We start from the raw sequence: 15,548 nt of genomic DNA on the forward strand, positions 1-15,548 counted from the left end.
CACCCTCCAGCAATCAATTCAACGGTGCGCTCAGTTCAACGGCACGGTGACGGTCAGGGCAGTGCCCTCCCCCAGCTGGCTGCTCAGTTCGAGCCGGCCACCGAGCATCAGTACGCGCTCGCGCATACCTACTAGGCCAAACGACAGCGAGCCTACTTGAGCGGGTTCGAAGCCGCAGCCATCGTCGGTGATCGACAGACGCAAGTCATTGCCTTCCTGGCTGAGCTCGATTTGCACAGTATGCGCCTGGGCGTGGCGAATGACATTGGTCAGCGCCTCTTGCAGAAGGCGAAAAAGGCCCACCGCCTTGGCGTCGTCCAGGGGCGGCAACTGTTCCGGAACGCTGACCAGGCAGGGAATCTGGGTACGCTCCTCGAAGCGGTGCGCCTGCCACTCGATGGCCGAGGCAATACCGGCATCCAGTATCGGCGGGCGCAAGGCGGTGGCCACGTCGCGCACCTGCTGGAACAACTGGGCGATCAAGCGCTTCATGCTGTTGAGGCGTTCCTGGAGCCCGCTATCGAGGTCGGCGTAGGCCAGCTCGCACATCGAGGTTTCCAGTTTCAGTACCGTGAGGATCTGCCCCAGTTCGTCGTGCACTTCTCGGGCAATGCGCGCCTTTTCTTCCTCGCGCACGGTTTCCAGGTGCGCCGACAGCTCGCGCAGTTGCGCCTCGCTGTGTTGCAGGGCAGCCAGCGCCCGACGCCGCTCGGTCACATCAGTGAGGTAGACCACCAGGTACTCGGCTTCGCGAAAGCGCAGGAAGCTCAGCGAGACATCGGTGGGCAGGACGCTGCCGTCGGCGCGCACGCAGTGGGTTTCGAAGGTTTGCGCTGTGTGTTCGCTGGCCCGGGCCAGCCGCCACAGGTTCAGCCAGCGGTCCATGCTCAGGCCCGGCTCGAAGTCGGCCAGGGGCTTGTCCACCACCGCGCCGGTGTCGTAGCCGAGCATGCGCTCGGCAGCGCGGTTAGCGTAGCGCACATGGCTGTCCCAGTTCACCCACAGTATGCCGACCGTGCTCTGTTCGATGGAGAACTGGTTGACCCGCAGGGCTTCCTCGCTCGCCGCGCGCAGGGCAATGTCTTCCCGAGCCGCCAGCAGTTGCCGTTCCAGCGCGTGGACCTGGCGGCGCTGCCAGACCAGCAGGGCGATGATGGCCACGGCGATCAGCACCAGCAGCAGGCACAGGTTCTGCCAGAACCCTCGGGATTCGCTCAGGCGCGGGTACTGTGGCTGCAACCACCGCTCGTGCAGCCGCTCCAGGTCCCTGGCGGGCAGGGACTCCAAGGCCACGGTGACGATATGCGCCAACTGCGGCCAGTCGCGCCGCGTCGCCACGCGCAGCAACTGTGGATAACCTATGTCGCCGACCACCACCAGCTCGTCGAACTCGGCCTCGCGGGACAGCCGGCCCAACTGCGCCTCGTCCACCACCGCATAACGTGCCTGCTGGCTAAGCAGTAATTGCAGGGCCTGCCGTTCCAGCGGCACACCTTGCAGATTGAGGTGGCTGTAGGTGTTGCGCAAATAGTCGGCAACCGCCCCTGGCATGCGCACGGCGACCCGGTCATTGGCCGAAAGCGTCTCGAGATCGATGGCGACTTCGCCATTGCGCTCGCCTACCAACAACTGCGGCACGCGCAGGTAGGGATCGGAAAACTGCCACAGTTTCAACCCGGCAGGGGTTTGCGCAAGACCGGGCGCCAGGTCCACCTCGCCTGCTCGCAGGCCCTGCTCCAAGGCCGGCTGGTCGGTGTAGTTGCGCCAGATCAGCTCCACCTGCATGGCCTTGGCCAGCCAGTTCATCAAGTCGACGTTGACCCCGGACAACTGGCCCAGGCGACGGTCCAGTTGCGCATAGGGCTGCTGCAGTACCAGCCCGACACGCAAGGTGCGATGCTCATCCAGCCACTGGTTCTGCGCAGCGTCCAGCGGCAGCTTCTGGGCGGGCACGGCGGCGGCGCCAAGGACGAGCAACGGCAGGCACAACCCGCCCAGCAGTGAAAGGCGACGCAGCAGTGGGTACATATCGGTATGAACGACCTTTGCGTGGATGGCACTAAGCTATAGGCTTTGAATATCGACCGGTGTCGGGATTATCCGCGAGAAAAGGAGCGCCTGTCAGATTGCATTGGTGGCAGCGTGCACTCGGCCCGGTATCGAACAAGCGAGTCATTCATTTGGGCGGGAAGTACCGATGAAAGTTGTTCAGTTGAGAGCCGTCTGCCTGGCATTGCTGGTACCCCTGCACGGTGTTGCTGCGGCAGAAGAAGTCGCGCCAGCCAAGGAGGCGACCGAAGTCCGCCAGCCCCTGGCGGAGCGCAGTGTCGAGGATGCGCAGGCCTTGGAACGTCAGTTGCCGGCCAGCGAGCAGCAACAATTGCAGGCCGGCAGCGACGAGTTCCTGTCGTTGTGGCGTCCGGCCAATAGCGCCGATGCGCAGGGTACGGTGATCATCGTGCCAGGGGCCGGGGAAACGGCGGACTGGCCACAGGGCGTGGGGCCGTTGCGGCGCAAGTTGCCGGATGCGGCGTTCAACACCCTGAGCCTGAGCCTGCCGGACCTGGTCAGCCAGATGCCTTCGGCCAGGCCAAACGAGAAACCGCCATTGCCGGTGACCACCGACACCCAGGCGACGCCACCGGACGCTGGCGCCGGGGTGGAAAAAGCCACGGCTCAGGACGCCGACACGGCCAGCACCGAGGTGCAGCTGCAAGACCCGATGCAGGTAGATGCCGAGCGGATCTTTGCCCGCATCGAAGCCGGTATCGCTTTCGCCCAGCAACACAACTCACGCAGGATCGTGCTGTTGGGGCATGGCAGCGGCGCTTACTGGGCGACCCGCTACATGGCCGAACGGCAGCCGGCGCACGTGCAGAAGCTGGTGTTGGTGGATACCCGCACACCGGACAATGCGCCGCAGCAGATCGACGAACTGGCCGCGCTGCTCAAGGTGGCCACCACGGATGTCTTCTACAGCGATCGTCAAGCAGCGGCTGACGCCGCGCAACGGCGTTTGCAGGCCAGCAAGCGGCAGAAAGGTGCGGTGTACTCGCAGGTTTCGCTCAAGTCGCTGCCGGACAAGGCCGCGCAGGCCGAGCAGCTGTTCCGGCGGGTCAAGGGTGCCTTGAATGCGCAGTAAGCAACTGCGCGGTTGATGCCACGCCTGCGCATCAGCGCAGGTCCAGGCGCTCGCGGATCAGGCTGTAGGCGTTGTGCAGTTCGCGCGTACGGTCGGTTGCCTCGCGAATCTGCGCCGGTGTGGCGCCCCCGCCCACCAACTTGTCGGGATGGTGGCGGCTGAGCAGACGCCGATACGCACGCTTGATCTGGTCAGGCTCGGTGGTCGAGGAAACCCCCAGCAGGCGCAGTGCTTCTTCGAAGGCGCCGCCTCGCTTGGTCACCGGCCTGTGGCGCGGCTCGTAATCCTGACCCAGCCCCTGCACACGTGCCGAGGACCAGCCCAGCCATTTGCCCCAGCTGACTACCAGTTCGCGCTCGGCGGTACCGGCCTGGCCATCGGCCCAGACCATCCGCCAGCAGGCACGCAGCATCCCCTCGGCGGAGTTGGGTTGGTGCTTGAGGCGCAACAGGTGACTGCGCAACTGATCGCCTCCCGTCTTGCCGCGATTGAACGCAACGATGGCCCGTTTTCGCGCCTGCTCGTTGAGATTCAAAGAGCGCATCTCCCGCCGCGCCTGCTGGATATGCACCGCCAGCACCTGGCCTTCGGCCTTGGCCACCCGGCCCAGCAGGACGAACAGCAACTGCTCGTCACGCAGCACCGATTTGCCCTTGAGCCTATCTACCAATTCACTCCAGGTCTGCAACCTGAGGTGTCGATCCAGCGCCTGACCGAGCACTATGCCCAGCAGCGCCCCTGGAATGCTGGCGAGGGCATAACCTGCCGCCGCGCCGACTACCGTTCCGGGCCACAACATATCAACCTCGCTCGGCCAGCAGGCGGTCGAGTTCGGTCAGGCGTTGCGCAGTGCCGACGTCGATCCACTGGCCTTGGTAATGCTCGCCGGTGACCTGCCCCACGTCCATTGCGCGGCGCAGCAGCGGCGCGAGCTTGAAGGCTGGCTCGCCATGGCCGTCGAACAGATCGGGGTGGAGCACGGCGATGCCGCTGTAGGTCAGGCCAGGCTGATCGCGCACCTGGCCTTCGACCAGGCTGAAGTCGCCTTCGAGATGGTGGACCGGGTTATCGACCAGCACCAGATGCGCGTGGCCAGCCAACGGACCGCGCAACCGACTGAAATCGTAGTCGGTCCAGATGTCGCCGTTGACCACCACGAACGGTGCATCGCCGAGCAATGGCAACGCATGGCGAATGCCACCGCCGGTTTCCAGTGGCTCGGTTTCGCGGGAATACTCGATGGCCACCCCGTAGCGAGCACCGTCGCCCAGGTAGTCTTCGATTTGCTGGCCCAGCCAGGCGTGATTGATCACCACCTCGGCAAAGCCGGCCCGGGCCAGGGCCAGCAGGTGATACTCGATCAACCGCTTGCCGCCGGCGGCCAGCAACGGCTTGGGCGTGGTCAGGGTCAGCGGGCGCATGCGCTCGCCTTTGCCTGCCGCCAGGATCATGGCTTTCATGAGGACACTCCAAGGCTCTTGAACAATTGACCCAGTTCAGCCAGCTCGGGGCGCCGCGCCAGTACCGTCTCTATATAAGAGAAGAAACGGGGTGCGTCGGCCAGGTAACGGGGTTTGCCATCACGATGGCAGATACGGGCAAAAATGCCGATCACTTTCAGATGACGCTGCACGCCCATCAGATCGCTGGCACGGCAGAACTCGGCGAAGTCCAGTTGCACCGGCACGCCTTGCTCGCCCGCCTGTTCCCAGTAGCGCTGCAGCCACCCCTGCACGCGCACCTCGGGCCAACTGAGGAAGGCGTCCTTGAACAGGCAGGTGATGTCGTAGGTAACCGGGCCGTAGACCGCATCCTGAAAGTCCAGCACACCTGGATTGGGCTCGCTGCGCATGAGGTTGCGCGGCATGTAGTCGCGATGCACCAGCACCTTGGGCTGCGCCAGGGCGCTGTCGATCAGCCGCGTGCATACCCGTTGCCAGGCGGCCGATTGCTCGGCGTCGAGCTGCTTGCCCAAAGCCTTGCCGACATACCATTGCGGAAACAGCTCGAGCTCGCGCTGCAACAGGGCCACGTCGTAGCTGGGCAGGTCACCGCTGGCCGGCAGTTTCTGCAGTGCCAGCAGCGCGTCGATGGCATCGGCAAACAGCGCGTCGGCGTTGTCCGCATCGATCACGTCCAGGTAGGTCTGATGACCCAGATCGCTCAACAACAGGAAGCCGCGTTCGAGGTCCTGTGCATGAATCTGCGGCACATTGAGGCCAGCGCTCGCCAGCAGTTCGTCGATTTTCACGAACGGCGCACAGTTTTCCTGGGGCGGCGGCGCATCCATGACGATAAAACTGCGACCCTGGCCCTGCCAGCGAAAGTATCGGCGAAAACTTGCATCGCTACTGGCCGCGGTCAACGTGGCCGGGGGTACGGCGCCCCATTGGCGAGCCTGGAAGAGCTTCTCCAGCTGCTCGTCGAGCCATGTTTTGAGGTGTTGCAGGCGTACATCTTGATCAGGCATTGCAAGGGTCTCCGACGGCGCTAGCCGTCAAGCGGGTCATGCTTTATTATCCAGCATCTTTTTCAGACCATCGAGAGGCGTGCGGCCCCCCCGCGGGCAAGATGGCACGCAGGAAGCCCGGACTAATAAGATGGCATTGAAATCCCCCGCGTTTCGTAAAAAATTTCCGTTGCTGGTCACTGGCGGTTTGCTGGTGATGCAACCCATGGCCACCCCGTTCGTTTTTGCTGCAGAGCAATTCGACTGCCAAGTCTCCGCTGCTGGTGCCTGGGACTGCAACCCCAAAGCCAACGCCGCGCAGTTGCCGCCGCGCCCCGTGCACGACGGCGCGGCAGTGGCGAGCGGCGGCAGCGGTGCCTCTTCACGCGAAGAGAAAACCGTCGGGCCGGTTGCGGTCACGCAGAGCAAGGGCCGTGGCCTGAGCTCGCGCAGCCCCGACTACAGCCATCTCGACTGGGTGCCGCGCAGCAAGCTGACCGCCGCCCAACTGGCCGAGACCGGGCCGTACTGCTCCGGTGCGTACATCGAGCCGGTGCGTCCGGGCATGAACGACAACACGCCGAAGAGCGAGGCGCCGACCTTCATCGGCGCCAAGGCTTCGCGCTACCAGACCGAGGAGCAGATCGCCTCGCTGGCCGGTGACGTCGTGATGCGCCAGGGCAGCATGCAGATCGAGGCCGACGAGGCCAGCCTGCACCAGGCCGAGAACCGCGGCGAGCTCAACGGCAACGTCAAGCTGCGCGACAACGGCGCGCTGGTTGTGGGCGACCACGCCCAGATCCAGCTCGATACCGGTGAAGCCCAGGTCGACAACGCCGAATACGTGCTGCACAAGTCGCGCATCCGCGGCAATGCGCTGTACGCCAAGCGCGCCGAGAACGCCATCATCCGCCTCAAGGACGGTACCTATACCACCTGCGAGCCGGACAGCAACGCCTGGCAGCTCAAGGGCAACAACATCACGCTGAACCCGGCCACCGGCTTTGGCACCGCGACCAACGTCACCCTTCGCGTGAAGGATATTCCGGTGCTGTACACGCCGTATATCTACTTCCCGATCGACGACCGTCGCCAGTCCGGCTTCCTGCCACCGTCCTTCGCCAGCGACAGCGACAGCGGCTTCACCCTGGTTGCCCCGTACTATTTCAACCTCGCACCGAACTACGACGCCACGTTGTACCCGCGCTATATGGCCAAGCGTGGCTTGATGATGGAAGGCGAATTCCGCTACCTGACCAAGACCAGCGAAGGCCAGTTCGGCGGCGCGTACCTGAACGACGAAAACGACGATCGCAGCCAGCAGTCCGACTACGACAAGACGCGCTGGATGGTCAACTGGCAGCACAAGGGCGGTCTGGACTCGCGCCTGACCACTGAAGTCGACTACACCGACATCAGCGATCCGTACTACTTCCAGGACCTGCAGTCGGACCAGATCGGCGTCGAGCGCACCGACTGGATCAACCAGCAGGGTGCCCTGACCTATCGCGGCGACAACTACACTGCGCGCTTGAACGCCCAGGCGTACAAGCTGGCGACCGTGGCCGACATCACCCCGTACAACCGCATGCCGCAGATCACCTTCAACGGTGCGCTGCCTTACCATCCGGGCGGTCTGGACTTCACCTACAACAGCGAGATCGTGCGTTTCGAGCGTGATCTGCGCACTGGCACCTTCATCAACGAAGACGGTTTCGGCGAGCGCCGCATCGACAACAACGTGACAGGCCTGGCGCGTGCCAACGGCAACCGCCTGAACCTGGAACCGGGCGTGTCGCTGCCGCTGAACTGGAACTGGGGCTTCGTGCGTCCGTCGCTCAAGTACATGTACACCCAGTACGATCTGGATCTGGACAGCCAGGGCAAGAACAGCCTGCTGGCCGACGAGCGTTTCAGCAGTTCGCAGAACCGCGGCGTACCGATCGCCAGCATCGACAGCGGCCTGTACTTCGACCGCGACACCCAGATGTTCGGCACCAACTTCCGCCAGACCCTGGAACCGCGCCTGTTCTACCTCTATGTTCCCGAGGAAGACCAGACCGACATTCCAGTGTTCGACACGTCGGAAACCACCTTCAGCTATGGTTCGCTGTTCCGCGAAAACCGCTTCACCGGTTCCGACCGCGTGGGCGACGAGAACAAGCTGTCGCTGGGCGTGACCAGCCGCTGGATCGAGGAGAACGGTTTCGAGCGTCAGCGCGTGGCCGTCGGCCAGGCCGTGTACTTCAAGGATCGTGAAGTGCAGCTGCCGGGCGTCGATTTCAAGACGCGCGACGATGCTCAGGCCAACGTTTCGCCGTACGCCCTGGAATACGAATATCGCTTCAACCGCGACTGGCGCTTCAGCTCGGACTTCAACTGGGATCCGGACAGCCGCAGCACCCGTTCGGGCAGCGCGATGTTCCACTACCAGCCTGAAGACAACCCGAACAAGGTGGTCAACCTGGGCTATCGCTACCGCGACGACACCGTGCACTACGATTCGGCGACCGGTCGCTGGACCTTCGGTGGCGACTACGGCCAGCCGGGCGATCCGAACTACGTGAAGGACTACTACAAGATCCAGCAGCATGACTTCTCGGTCATGTGGCCGATCGTGCCGCAGTGGAGCGTCATCAGCCGCTGGCAGTTCGACTACAACCGCAATCGCACGCTGGAAGCCTTTGGTGGTTTCGAATACGACAACTGCTGCTGGAAGATGCGTCTGATCAACCGCTATTGGGTTGACTACGACGAATACAGCCAGGCCGCCCCGCAGAACGAAAAAGGCGACCACGGCATCTTCCTGCAAATCGTGCTGAAGGGCCTTGGTGGCGTGGTAGGCAATAAGGTCGAGGGTTTCCTCGACAAGGGCATTCAAGGTTATCGTGAACGTGAAGACCAAGCTATGTGATCTGCTGCGCCCAGTCGTGCTGGGCGCCATGCTGCTGGGCACCACGGCGCACGCCGCGGTGCAACAGCTGGACCGTGTCGTGGCCATCGTCGACAACGACGTGGTCATGCAAAGCCAGCTCGACCAGCGCGTCAAGGAAGTGCAGCAAACCATCGCCAAGCGTGGCGGTGGCGTACCTGCGGCGAGCGTCCTGCAACAGCAGGTGCTGGAACGCCTGATCGTCGAGAATCTGCAGCTGCAGATCGGCGAGCGTTCCGGCATTCGCATTACCGACGAAGAACTGAACGGCGCCATCGCCACCATCGCCCAGCGCAACAACATGTCGACCGAGCAGTTCCGTGCCGCACTGGCGCATGACGGCCTGTCGTATGACGATGCGCGCGAGCAGGTGAAGCGCGAGATGATCATCAGCCGCGTACGCCAGCGTCGCGTGGCCGAGCGCATTCAGGTATCCGAGCAGGAAGTGAAGAACTTCCTTGCCTCGGACCTGGGCAAGATGCAGCTGTCCGAAGAACTGCACCTGGCCAACATCCAGATCCAGGTCCCGGAAAGCGCCAGCTCGGCGGCTATCCAGGCAGCGGCGAGCAAGGCCGAGGACATCTATCGCCAGCTCAAGCAGGGTGCCGACTTCAACAAGTTGGCGATTGCCAGCTCGTCGAGCGAGAACGCCCTGGAAGGCGGCGACATGGGCTGGCGCAAGCCCGCTCAGCTGCCGGCACCGTTCGACCGCATGCTCAGCAGCATGCCGGTCGGCGATGTCACCCAGCCGGTGCGCACGCCCGTGGGCTTTATCATCCTCAAGGTGCTGGACAAGCGCGGTGGCGCCACCCAGACCGTGGACGAAGTGCACGTACGTCACATCCTGCTCAAGCCGAGCGAGATCCGCAGCCCGGCCCAGACCGAAGAACTGGCACGCAAGCTGTACGAGCGCATCGAAAACGGCGAGGACTTCGCCACCCTGGCGAAGAATTTCTCGGAAGATCCGGGTTCGGCGCTCAACGGCGGCGACCTGAACTGGGTCAACCCCCAGTCGCTGGTGCCCGAGTTCCGCGAAACCATGGCGTCGACGCCGGTGGAAACGGTCTCGCGTCCGTTCCAGACCCAGTTCGGCTGGCACGTGCTGCAGGTGCTGGGGCGCCGTGCGACCGACAACACCGAACAGGCCCGCGACCAGCAGGCAATGACCGTGTTGCGCAATCGCAAGTATGACGAAGAGCTGCAGACCTGGATGCGCCAGATCCGTGACGAAGCCTACGTCGAAATCAAGCTGCCTGGCGCCGACCAGGCTGCGCAGTGACCCCCAAGCGTTTCGCGTTGACGCCCGGCGAGCCGGCGGGCATAGGTCCAGACCTGTGCCTGCTGCTGGCCGCGCAACCCCAGCCTCACCCCCTGATCGCCATCACCAGCCGTGACCTGCTCGTCGAGCGGGCCGCGCAGCTGGGGCTGGCCGTCAGTGTGCTGGAAGTCGATGCCGACGCCCTCCCCGACCAGCCTGCGCCAGCGGGCAGCCTTTACGTTTGGAACACCCCCCTGGGCGCGCCCGTGCTCACCGGCCAGTTGAATACCGCCAACGCCGCGTTCGTGCTGCAGACCTTGACGCGTGCAGCGCAGGGCTGCCTCGACGGGCTGTTCGCGGGCATGATCACCGCGCCGGTGCACAAGGGCGTCATCAACGACGGTGGCATCGCGTTCTCCGGACACACTGAATTCCTCGCCGACCTCACGGCTACCGAACAGGTGGTGATGATGCTCGCAACCGGCGATCTGCGCGTGGCACTGGTGACCACTCACCTGCCCCTGCGCGAGGTCGCCGATGCGATCACCGTCGAGCGCCTTGAGCGGGTCACGCGCATTCTGCACGCCGACCTGCAGGGCAAGTTCGGCCTGGCCCGGCCGCGCATCCTGGTCTGCGGTCTGAACCCGCATGCCGGCGAGAGCGGCCACCTGGGCCGCGAGGAAATCGACATCATCGAGCCTACCCTGGAGCGTCTGCGCGCCGAAGGCATGGACCTGCGCGGGCCGCTGCCCGCCGATACGCTCTTCACTCCCAAATACCTGCAGCATTGCGATGCGGTGCTGGCGATGTATCACGACCAGGGCCTGCCCGTACTCAAGTACAAAGGCTTTGGCGCCGCGGTCAACGTGACCCTGGGGTTGCCGATCATTCGCACCTCCGTGGACCACGGCACCGCCCTGGACCTGGCCGGAACCGGCAAGGTCGATACCGGCAGCCTGCGCGTCGCCCTCGACACCGCCTATCGAATGGCCGAGACACTTTAATGACCGAGCAATACCAACACCGGGCGCGCAAGCGCTTCGGCCAGAACTTTCTCCATGACGCCGGCGTGATCGACCGTATCCTGCGCTCCATCCACGCCAAGCCCGGCGAGCACCTGCTGGAAATCGGCCCGGGCCAGGGCGCCCTGACCGAAGGCCTGCTGGGCAGCGGCGCGCAACTGGACGTGGTGGAACTGGACAAGGACCTGGTGCCGATCCTCAACCAGCAGTTCGCCGGCAAGGGCAATTTCCGCCTGCACCAGGGCGACGCATTGAAGTTCGACTTCACCAGCCTGGGCGCCGAGCCTGGCACCCTGCGCGTGGTCGGTAACTTGCCGTACAACATCTCCACGCCACTGATCTTCCATTTGCTGCACAACGCCCACCTGATCCGCGACATGCATTTCATGCTGCAGAAGGAAGTGGTCGAACGCATGGCAGCAGGCCCTGGCGGCGGCGACTGGGGACGGCTGTCGATCATGGTCCAGTACCACTGCCGCGTCGAGCACCTGTTCAACGTCGGACCGGGCGCGTTCAATCCGCCGCCCAAGGTCGATTCGGCCATCGTGCGGCTAGTACCCCACACCACCCTGCCCCACCCGGCGAAGGATCACCGCCTGCTCGAGCGCGTGGTGCGCGAAGCCTTCAACCAGCGGCGCAAGACCCTGCGCAATACGCTCAAGGCGCTGCTGCCCGTCGAGGCGATCGAAGCGGCCGGCGTCGACGGCAGCCTGCGGCCCGAACAGCTCGACCTGGCGGCTTTCGTGCGCCTGGCTGATCAACTCGCCGAACGAAGCGACCCGCTCTGACCTCTAACGTGGACCAAGCGATTGGTCCACAGGCCACCGCGTTGCCCCGGACCGACTCTGAACCGGCCAACGCCGGCTACATTAGCTCTCGTTTTCAAGGCCCTTTGCATGTCCGATCCCCGTTATCAGATCGACGTCAGCGTCGTGACCCGTTTCCTGGCAGAACAATCGCAGCCTGAACAGCAGCGTTTTGCCTTTGCCTATACCGTCACCGTGCGCAACAACGGACAGATTCCCGCTCGCCTGCTGTCTCGCCACTGGGTGATCACCGATGGCGATGGCAAGGTCGAGGAAGTCCGGGGCGCTGGTGTCATTGGCCAGCAACCGCTGATCGCCGCCGGTGAAAGCCACACCTATTCCAGCGGCACGGTAATGGCCACTACGGTAGGCAACATGCAGGGCAGCTATCAGATGCAGGCCGAAGACGGCAAGCAGTTCGAAGCCGTGATCGCTCCGTTTCGCCTTGCCGTACCAGGCGCCCTGCACTGATGGCAGTGTACGCAGTCGGTGACTTGCAAGGCTGCCTGCAGCCACTCAAGTGCCTGCTGCAGCGGGTCGCTTTCGACCCCACGAAGGACACGCTGTGGCTGGTGGGCGATCTGGTCAACCGCGGGCCGAGTTCGCTGGAGACCCTGCGCTATCTCTATGGCATGCGTGATGCGCTGGTGTGTGTGCTGGGCAATCACGATCTGCACCTGCTGGCGGTGGCCAACGACGCCGAACGGCTCAAGCGCGGTGATACCTTGCGCGAAATCCTCGACGCACCCGACGGCCCGCAATTGCTCCACTGGCTGCGCCAACAGAAGCTGCTGCACTACGACGAACAGCGCAATGCCGTGCTGGTGCATGCCGGGATTCCGCCACAATGGTCGCTGCGCAAGGCCCTGCGCCTGGCCGCCGAGGTCGAGAGCGCGCTGCGTGACGACCAGCTGTTACAGCCGTTTCTGGACGGCATGTACGGCAACGAGCCGAACAAGTGGGACAAGGCGTTGCAGGGCGTTGCCCGCTTGCGGGTGATCACCAATTATTTCACCCGCATGCGTTTCTGCACCGCCGACGGCAAGCTCGACCTCAAGGGCAAGGAAGGCGCTGACACCGCGCTGCCCGGCTACGCGCCCTGGTTCGCGCACAAGGAGCGCAAGACGCGCGACCTGAAGATCATCTTCGGCCATTGGGCAGCGCTGGAAGGGCGTTGCGAGGAGCCGGGCGTGTTCGCGCTCGATACCGGATGCGTATGGGGCGGTGCGATGACGCTGCTGGACGTCGACAGCGGCGAACGCCTGTCCTGCAAATGCACCGATGAGGGCGATGTGCACGTGCCTGCAGCGACCCCTGCGGCGGATTTCCCTCCCCCGAGCGACAAACGCTAGAATGGGCACCCAGCCCAGGAGCCTGCCCATGACCGAATTCAAACGCATCCCTCCGCAAGACGTCCAGAGCCTGCGCGAACAGGGCGCCGTGGTGGTGGATATCCGCGACCCGCAAACCTTCGCGGCCGGCCATATCACCGACTCCACGCATCTGGACAACCACTCGCTGCACGGTTTCATCACGGCGGCCGACCTGGACAAACCGCTGGTCGTGGTCTGCTACCACGGCAATTCCAGCCAGAGCGCTGCCGCCTACCTGGTGAGCCAGGGCTTTTCCGATGTGTACAGCATGGACGGCGGCTTCGAGCTGTGGCGCAGTACCTTTCCGGGCGAAACCAGCCAGGCCGAGTGATCCACCGCAAGCCCCGTGCGACGAATTTTTTTTCGTCGCCTACGCCGCGCCCCACGGGCCTTCGCAGCATTGATGCAAAGCTCCGCCGGCAGTTAATTGCGCATCCGCCCTTGAAGTCCTCGATAACCAACTATCCTTAAGCTCAGGCCATCCATAACAGGGGAGAGCCGGTACACCGGCGCGCGGGTCAATCGGTCAAGACTACAAGGGTGTTCTGGGGGGTATACGGCCACCACGGGGTTTGGGTGACCGCCAGCATCAACTGAGTGATCCGACGTCGGCTCCACGTATCGAGCGAGGTGACGTCATGAGTATCTTTAGCCACTTCCAACAACGCTTCGAATCCACACGCCAGGAAGAGCTCTCGTTACAGGAGTACCTTGATCTGTGCAAAAAGGACCGTAGAACCTACGCCTCTGCGGCCGAGCGGATCCTGATGGCGATAGGGGAGCCCGAATTGCTCGACACGTCGGCCAATTCCCGGCTGTCGCGCATCTTCTCCAACAAGGTGATTCGTCGCTACCCAGCGTTCGAAGACTTCCACGGCATGGAGGAATGCATCGACCAGATCGTGTCGTACTTCCGCCATGCGGCGCAGGGCCTGGAAGAAAAGAAACAGATCCTGTACCTGCTGGGCCCGGTAGGCGGCGGCAAGTCGTCGCTGGCCGAGAAGCTCAAGCAGCTGATCGAGAAGGTCCCGTTCTACGCGATCAAGGGCTCACCGGTGTTCGAGTCGCCCCTGGGCCTGTTCAACGCCACCGAGGACGGCGCGATCCTCGAGGAAGACTTCGGCATTCCGCAACGCTACCTGAGCACCATCATGTCGCCCTGGGCCACCAAGCGCCTGGCCGAATTCGGCGGCGACATCAGCCAGTTCCGCGTGGTCAAGCTCTACCCTTCCATTCTCAACCAGATCGCCGTGGCCAAGACCGAGCCGGGCGACGAGAACAACCAGGACATTTCCGCGCTGGTGGGCAAGGTCGACATCCGCAAGCTGGAGGAATACCCGCAGAACGATGCCGATGCCTACAGCTACTCGGGTGCCCTGTGCCGCGCCAACCAGGGCTTGATGGAATTCGTCGAGATGTTCAAGGCACCGATCAAGGTGCTCCATCCGCTGCTGACCGCCACCCAGGAGGGTAACTACAACAGTACCGAGGGCCTGGGCGCGATTCCCTATTCCGGCATCCTGCTGGCGCACTCCAACGAATCGGAGTGGCACAGCTTCCGCAACAACAAGAACAACGAGGCGTTCATCGATCGGATCTACATCGTCAAGGTGCCGTACTGCCTGCGTGTCAGCGACGAGATCAAGATCTACGACAAGCTGCTGTTCAACAGCTCGCTGTCCAAGGCCCATTGCGCGCCCGACACCCTGAAGATGCTGGCCCAGTTCACCGTGCTGTCGCGGCTCAAGGAGCCGGACAACTCCAATATCTATTCCAAGATGCGCGTGTACGACGGCGAGAACCTCAAGGACACCGACCCCAAGGCCAAGTCGATTCAGGAGTACCGCGATACTGCGGGCGTGGATGAAGGCATGAATGGCCTGTCGACGCGCTTCGCCTTCAAGATCCTCTCCAAGGTGTTCAACTTCGACCCCCACGAGATCGCCGCCAACCCGGTGCACTTGCTCTATGTGCTGGAGCAGCAGATCGAACAGGAGCAATTTCCGGCCGAGGTGCGCGAGCGTTACCTGCGCTTCCTCAAGGAATACCTGGCACCGCGCTACATCGAGTTCATCGGCAAGGAGATCCAGACCGCTTACCTGGAGTCGTACAGCGAGTACGGGCAGAACATCTTCGACCGCTACGTGCTGTATGCCGATTTCTGGATTCAGGACCAGGAGTACCGCGATCCGGAAACCGGCGAGATTCTCAACCGCGTGGCTCTCAACGAAGAGCTGGAAAAGATCGAGAAGCCTGCCGGCATCAGCAATCCGAAGGATTTCCGCAACGAGATCGTCAACTTCGTACTGCGCGCCCGGGCCAACAACAACGGCAAGAATCCGACCTGGCTCAGCTACGAAAAGCTGCGCGTGGTGATCGAGAAGAAAATGTTCTCCAACACCGAAGACCTGTTGCCAGTCATCAGTTTCAACGCCAAGGCCAGCAAGGAGGACCAGCAGAAGCACAACGACTTCGTCACTCGCATGGTCGAGCGCGGCTATACCGACAAGCAGGTCCGTCTGCTGTCCGAGTGGTATCTGCGGGTCAGGAAGTCGCAGTGATCGCG

Annotated in this window: 13 protein-coding genes; 9 read left to right on the top strand and 4 right to left on the bottom strand. The window is 63.2% G+C overall.

All coding sequences use genetic code 11. The features are described from left to right. Positions 1 to 30 precede the first annotated feature (30 nt). On the bottom strand, positions 31 to 2,028 hold the full coding sequence (locus IFT57_RS25495) for a sensor histidine kinase (RefSeq protein WP_192153086.1): 1,998 nt from the start codon (positions 2,026 to 2,028) through the stop codon (positions 31 to 33). A gap of 169 nt (positions 2,029 to 2,197) precedes the next feature. Here IFT57_RS25495 and IFT57_RS25500 point away from each other — a divergent pair, with 169 nt between their 5' ends. After that, positions 2,198 to 3,142 (top strand): alpha/beta hydrolase family protein, encoded by a 945-nt coding sequence (locus IFT57_RS25500; protein ID WP_192153087.1) that lies wholly within the window; start codon positions 2,198 to 2,200, stop codon positions 3,140 to 3,142. 31 nt (positions 3,143 to 3,173) lie between these two features. Here the strand turns inward: IFT57_RS25500 and IFT57_RS25505 are convergent, their stop codons facing one another. Genes IFT57_RS25505 through IFT57_RS25515 form a run of 3 tightly spaced genes read right to left on the bottom strand, consistent with a single transcriptional unit; the run spans position 3,174 to position 5,612 of the window. Next, positions 3,174 to 3,941, bottom strand: a complete 768-nt coding sequence (locus IFT57_RS25505; RefSeq protein WP_122714942.1) for a DnaJ domain-containing protein — start codon at positions 3,939 to 3,941, stop codon at positions 3,174 to 3,176. Position 3,942: 1 nt separating this feature from the next. Continuing rightward, positions 3,943 to 4,602: an N-acetylmuramate alpha-1-phosphate uridylyltransferase MurU gene (gene murU / locus IFT57_RS25510; RefSeq protein ID WP_192153088.1), complete on the bottom strand. Its 660-nt coding sequence runs from the start codon at positions 4,600 to 4,602 to the stop codon at positions 3,943 to 3,945. After that, positions 4,599 to 5,612: an aminoglycoside phosphotransferase family protein gene (locus IFT57_RS25515; protein ID WP_192153089.1), complete on the bottom strand. Its 1,014-nt coding sequence runs from the start codon at positions 5,610 to 5,612 to the stop codon at positions 4,599 to 4,601. The genes murU and IFT57_RS25515 overlap by 4 nt, the downstream gene beginning before the upstream one ends. 130 nt (positions 5,613 to 5,742) lie before the next feature. Between IFT57_RS25515 and IFT57_RS25520 the strand changes: the two genes are divergently transcribed. The 8 genes from IFT57_RS25520 (at position 5,743) to IFT57_RS25555 (ending at position 15,543) form a co-directional block, all read left to right on the top strand. Further along, complete coding sequence (locus IFT57_RS25520) at positions 5,743 to 8,505, top strand: LPS-assembly protein LptD (RefSeq protein WP_185795327.1); 2,763 nt, start codon at positions 5,743 to 5,745, stop codon at positions 8,503 to 8,505. Beyond that, positions 8,480 to 9,802 carry a peptidylprolyl isomerase SurA gene (gene surA / locus IFT57_RS25525; protein WP_277305014.1) on the top strand — a complete coding sequence of 441 codons (1,323 nt, stop codon included), beginning with the start codon at positions 8,480 to 8,482 and terminating at the stop codon, positions 9,800 to 9,802. The genes IFT57_RS25520 and surA overlap by 26 nt, the downstream gene beginning before the upstream one ends. After that, positions 9,799 to 10,785: a 4-hydroxythreonine-4-phosphate dehydrogenase PdxA gene (gene pdxA, locus IFT57_RS25530; protein ID WP_192153090.1), complete on the top strand. Its 987-nt coding sequence runs from the start codon at positions 9,799 to 9,801 to the stop codon at positions 10,783 to 10,785. Before surA ends, pdxA begins: the two co-directional genes overlap by 4 nt. Continuing rightward, a complete protein-coding gene (gene rsmA / locus IFT57_RS25535; RefSeq protein ID WP_122714937.1) occupies positions 10,785 to 11,591 on the top strand; it encodes a 16S rRNA (adenine(1518)-N(6)/adenine(1519)-N(6))-dimethyltransferase RsmA in 807 nt (268 codons plus the stop codon). Before pdxA ends, rsmA begins: the two co-directional genes overlap by 1 nt. Positions 11,592 to 11,699: 108 nt before the next feature. Continuing rightward, positions 11,700 to 12,080, top strand: coding sequence for a Co2+/Mg2+ efflux protein ApaG (apaG, locus tag IFT57_RS25540; RefSeq protein ID WP_192050888.1), 381 nt, complete (start codon positions 11,700 to 11,702; stop codon positions 12,078 to 12,080). Then, entirely contained in the window at positions 12,080 to 12,961 is an 882-nt protein-coding gene (locus IFT57_RS25545) for a symmetrical bis(5'-nucleosyl)-tetraphosphatase (protein ID WP_192153091.1), read from the top strand. Before apaG ends, IFT57_RS25545 begins: the two co-directional genes overlap by 1 nt. A gap of 28 nt (positions 12,962 to 12,989) precedes the next feature. After that, the gene (glpE, locus tag IFT57_RS25550; protein WP_122477145.1) at positions 12,990 to 13,313 is read left to right on the top strand and encodes a thiosulfate sulfurtransferase GlpE; all 324 of its coding nucleotides are present in this window, start codon (positions 12,990 to 12,992) and stop codon (positions 13,311 to 13,313) included. A gap of 307 nt (positions 13,314 to 13,620) precedes the next feature. Continuing rightward, entirely contained in the window at positions 13,621 to 15,543 is a 1,923-nt protein-coding gene (locus IFT57_RS25555; protein WP_122714934.1) for a PrkA family serine protein kinase, read from the top strand. Positions 15,544 to 15,548: the final 5 nt, after the last annotated feature.

The sequence above is a fragment of the Pseudomonas sp. CFBP 13719 genome (assembly GCF_014842095.1).
Classification (GTDB): domain Bacteria; phylum Pseudomonadota; class Gammaproteobacteria; order Pseudomonadales; family Pseudomonadaceae; genus Aquipseudomonas.

Excerpts from the sequence above, each read along its gene's own strand:
- IFT57_RS25495 (WP_192153086.1), bottom strand. The coding sequence starts at position 2,028 with ATGTACCCACTGCTGCGTCGCCTTTCACTGCTGGGCGGGTTGTGCCTG.
- IFT57_RS25500 (WP_192153087.1), top strand. The coding sequence starts at position 2,198 with ATGAAAGTTGTTCAGTTGAGAGCCGTCTGCCTGGCATTGCTGGTACCC.
- IFT57_RS25505 (WP_122714942.1), bottom strand. The coding sequence starts at position 3,941 with ATGTTGTGGCCCGGAACGGTAGTCGGCGCGGCGGCAGGTTATGCCCTC.
- murU (WP_192153088.1), bottom strand. The coding sequence starts at position 4,602 with ATGAAAGCCATGATCCTGGCGGCAGGCAAAGGCGAGCGCATGCGCCCG.
- IFT57_RS25515 (WP_192153089.1), bottom strand. The coding sequence starts at position 5,612 with ATGCCTGATCAAGATGTACGCCTGCAACACCTCAAAACATGGCTCGAC.
- IFT57_RS25520 (WP_185795327.1), top strand. The coding sequence starts at position 5,743 with ATGGCATTGAAATCCCCCGCGTTTCGTAAAAAATTTCCGTTGCTGGTC.
- rsmA (WP_122714937.1), top strand. The coding sequence starts at position 10,785 with ATGACCGAGCAATACCAACACCGGGCGCGCAAGCGCTTCGGCCAGAAC.
- apaG (WP_192050888.1), top strand. The coding sequence starts at position 11,700 with ATGTCCGATCCCCGTTATCAGATCGACGTCAGCGTCGTGACCCGTTTC.
- IFT57_RS25545 (WP_192153091.1), top strand. The coding sequence starts at position 12,080 with ATGGCAGTGTACGCAGTCGGTGACTTGCAAGGCTGCCTGCAGCCACTC.
- glpE (WP_122477145.1), top strand. The coding sequence starts at position 12,990 with ATGACCGAATTCAAACGCATCCCTCCGCAAGACGTCCAGAGCCTGCGC.
- IFT57_RS25555 (WP_122714934.1), top strand. The coding sequence starts at position 13,621 with ATGAGTATCTTTAGCCACTTCCAACAACGCTTCGAATCCACACGCCAG.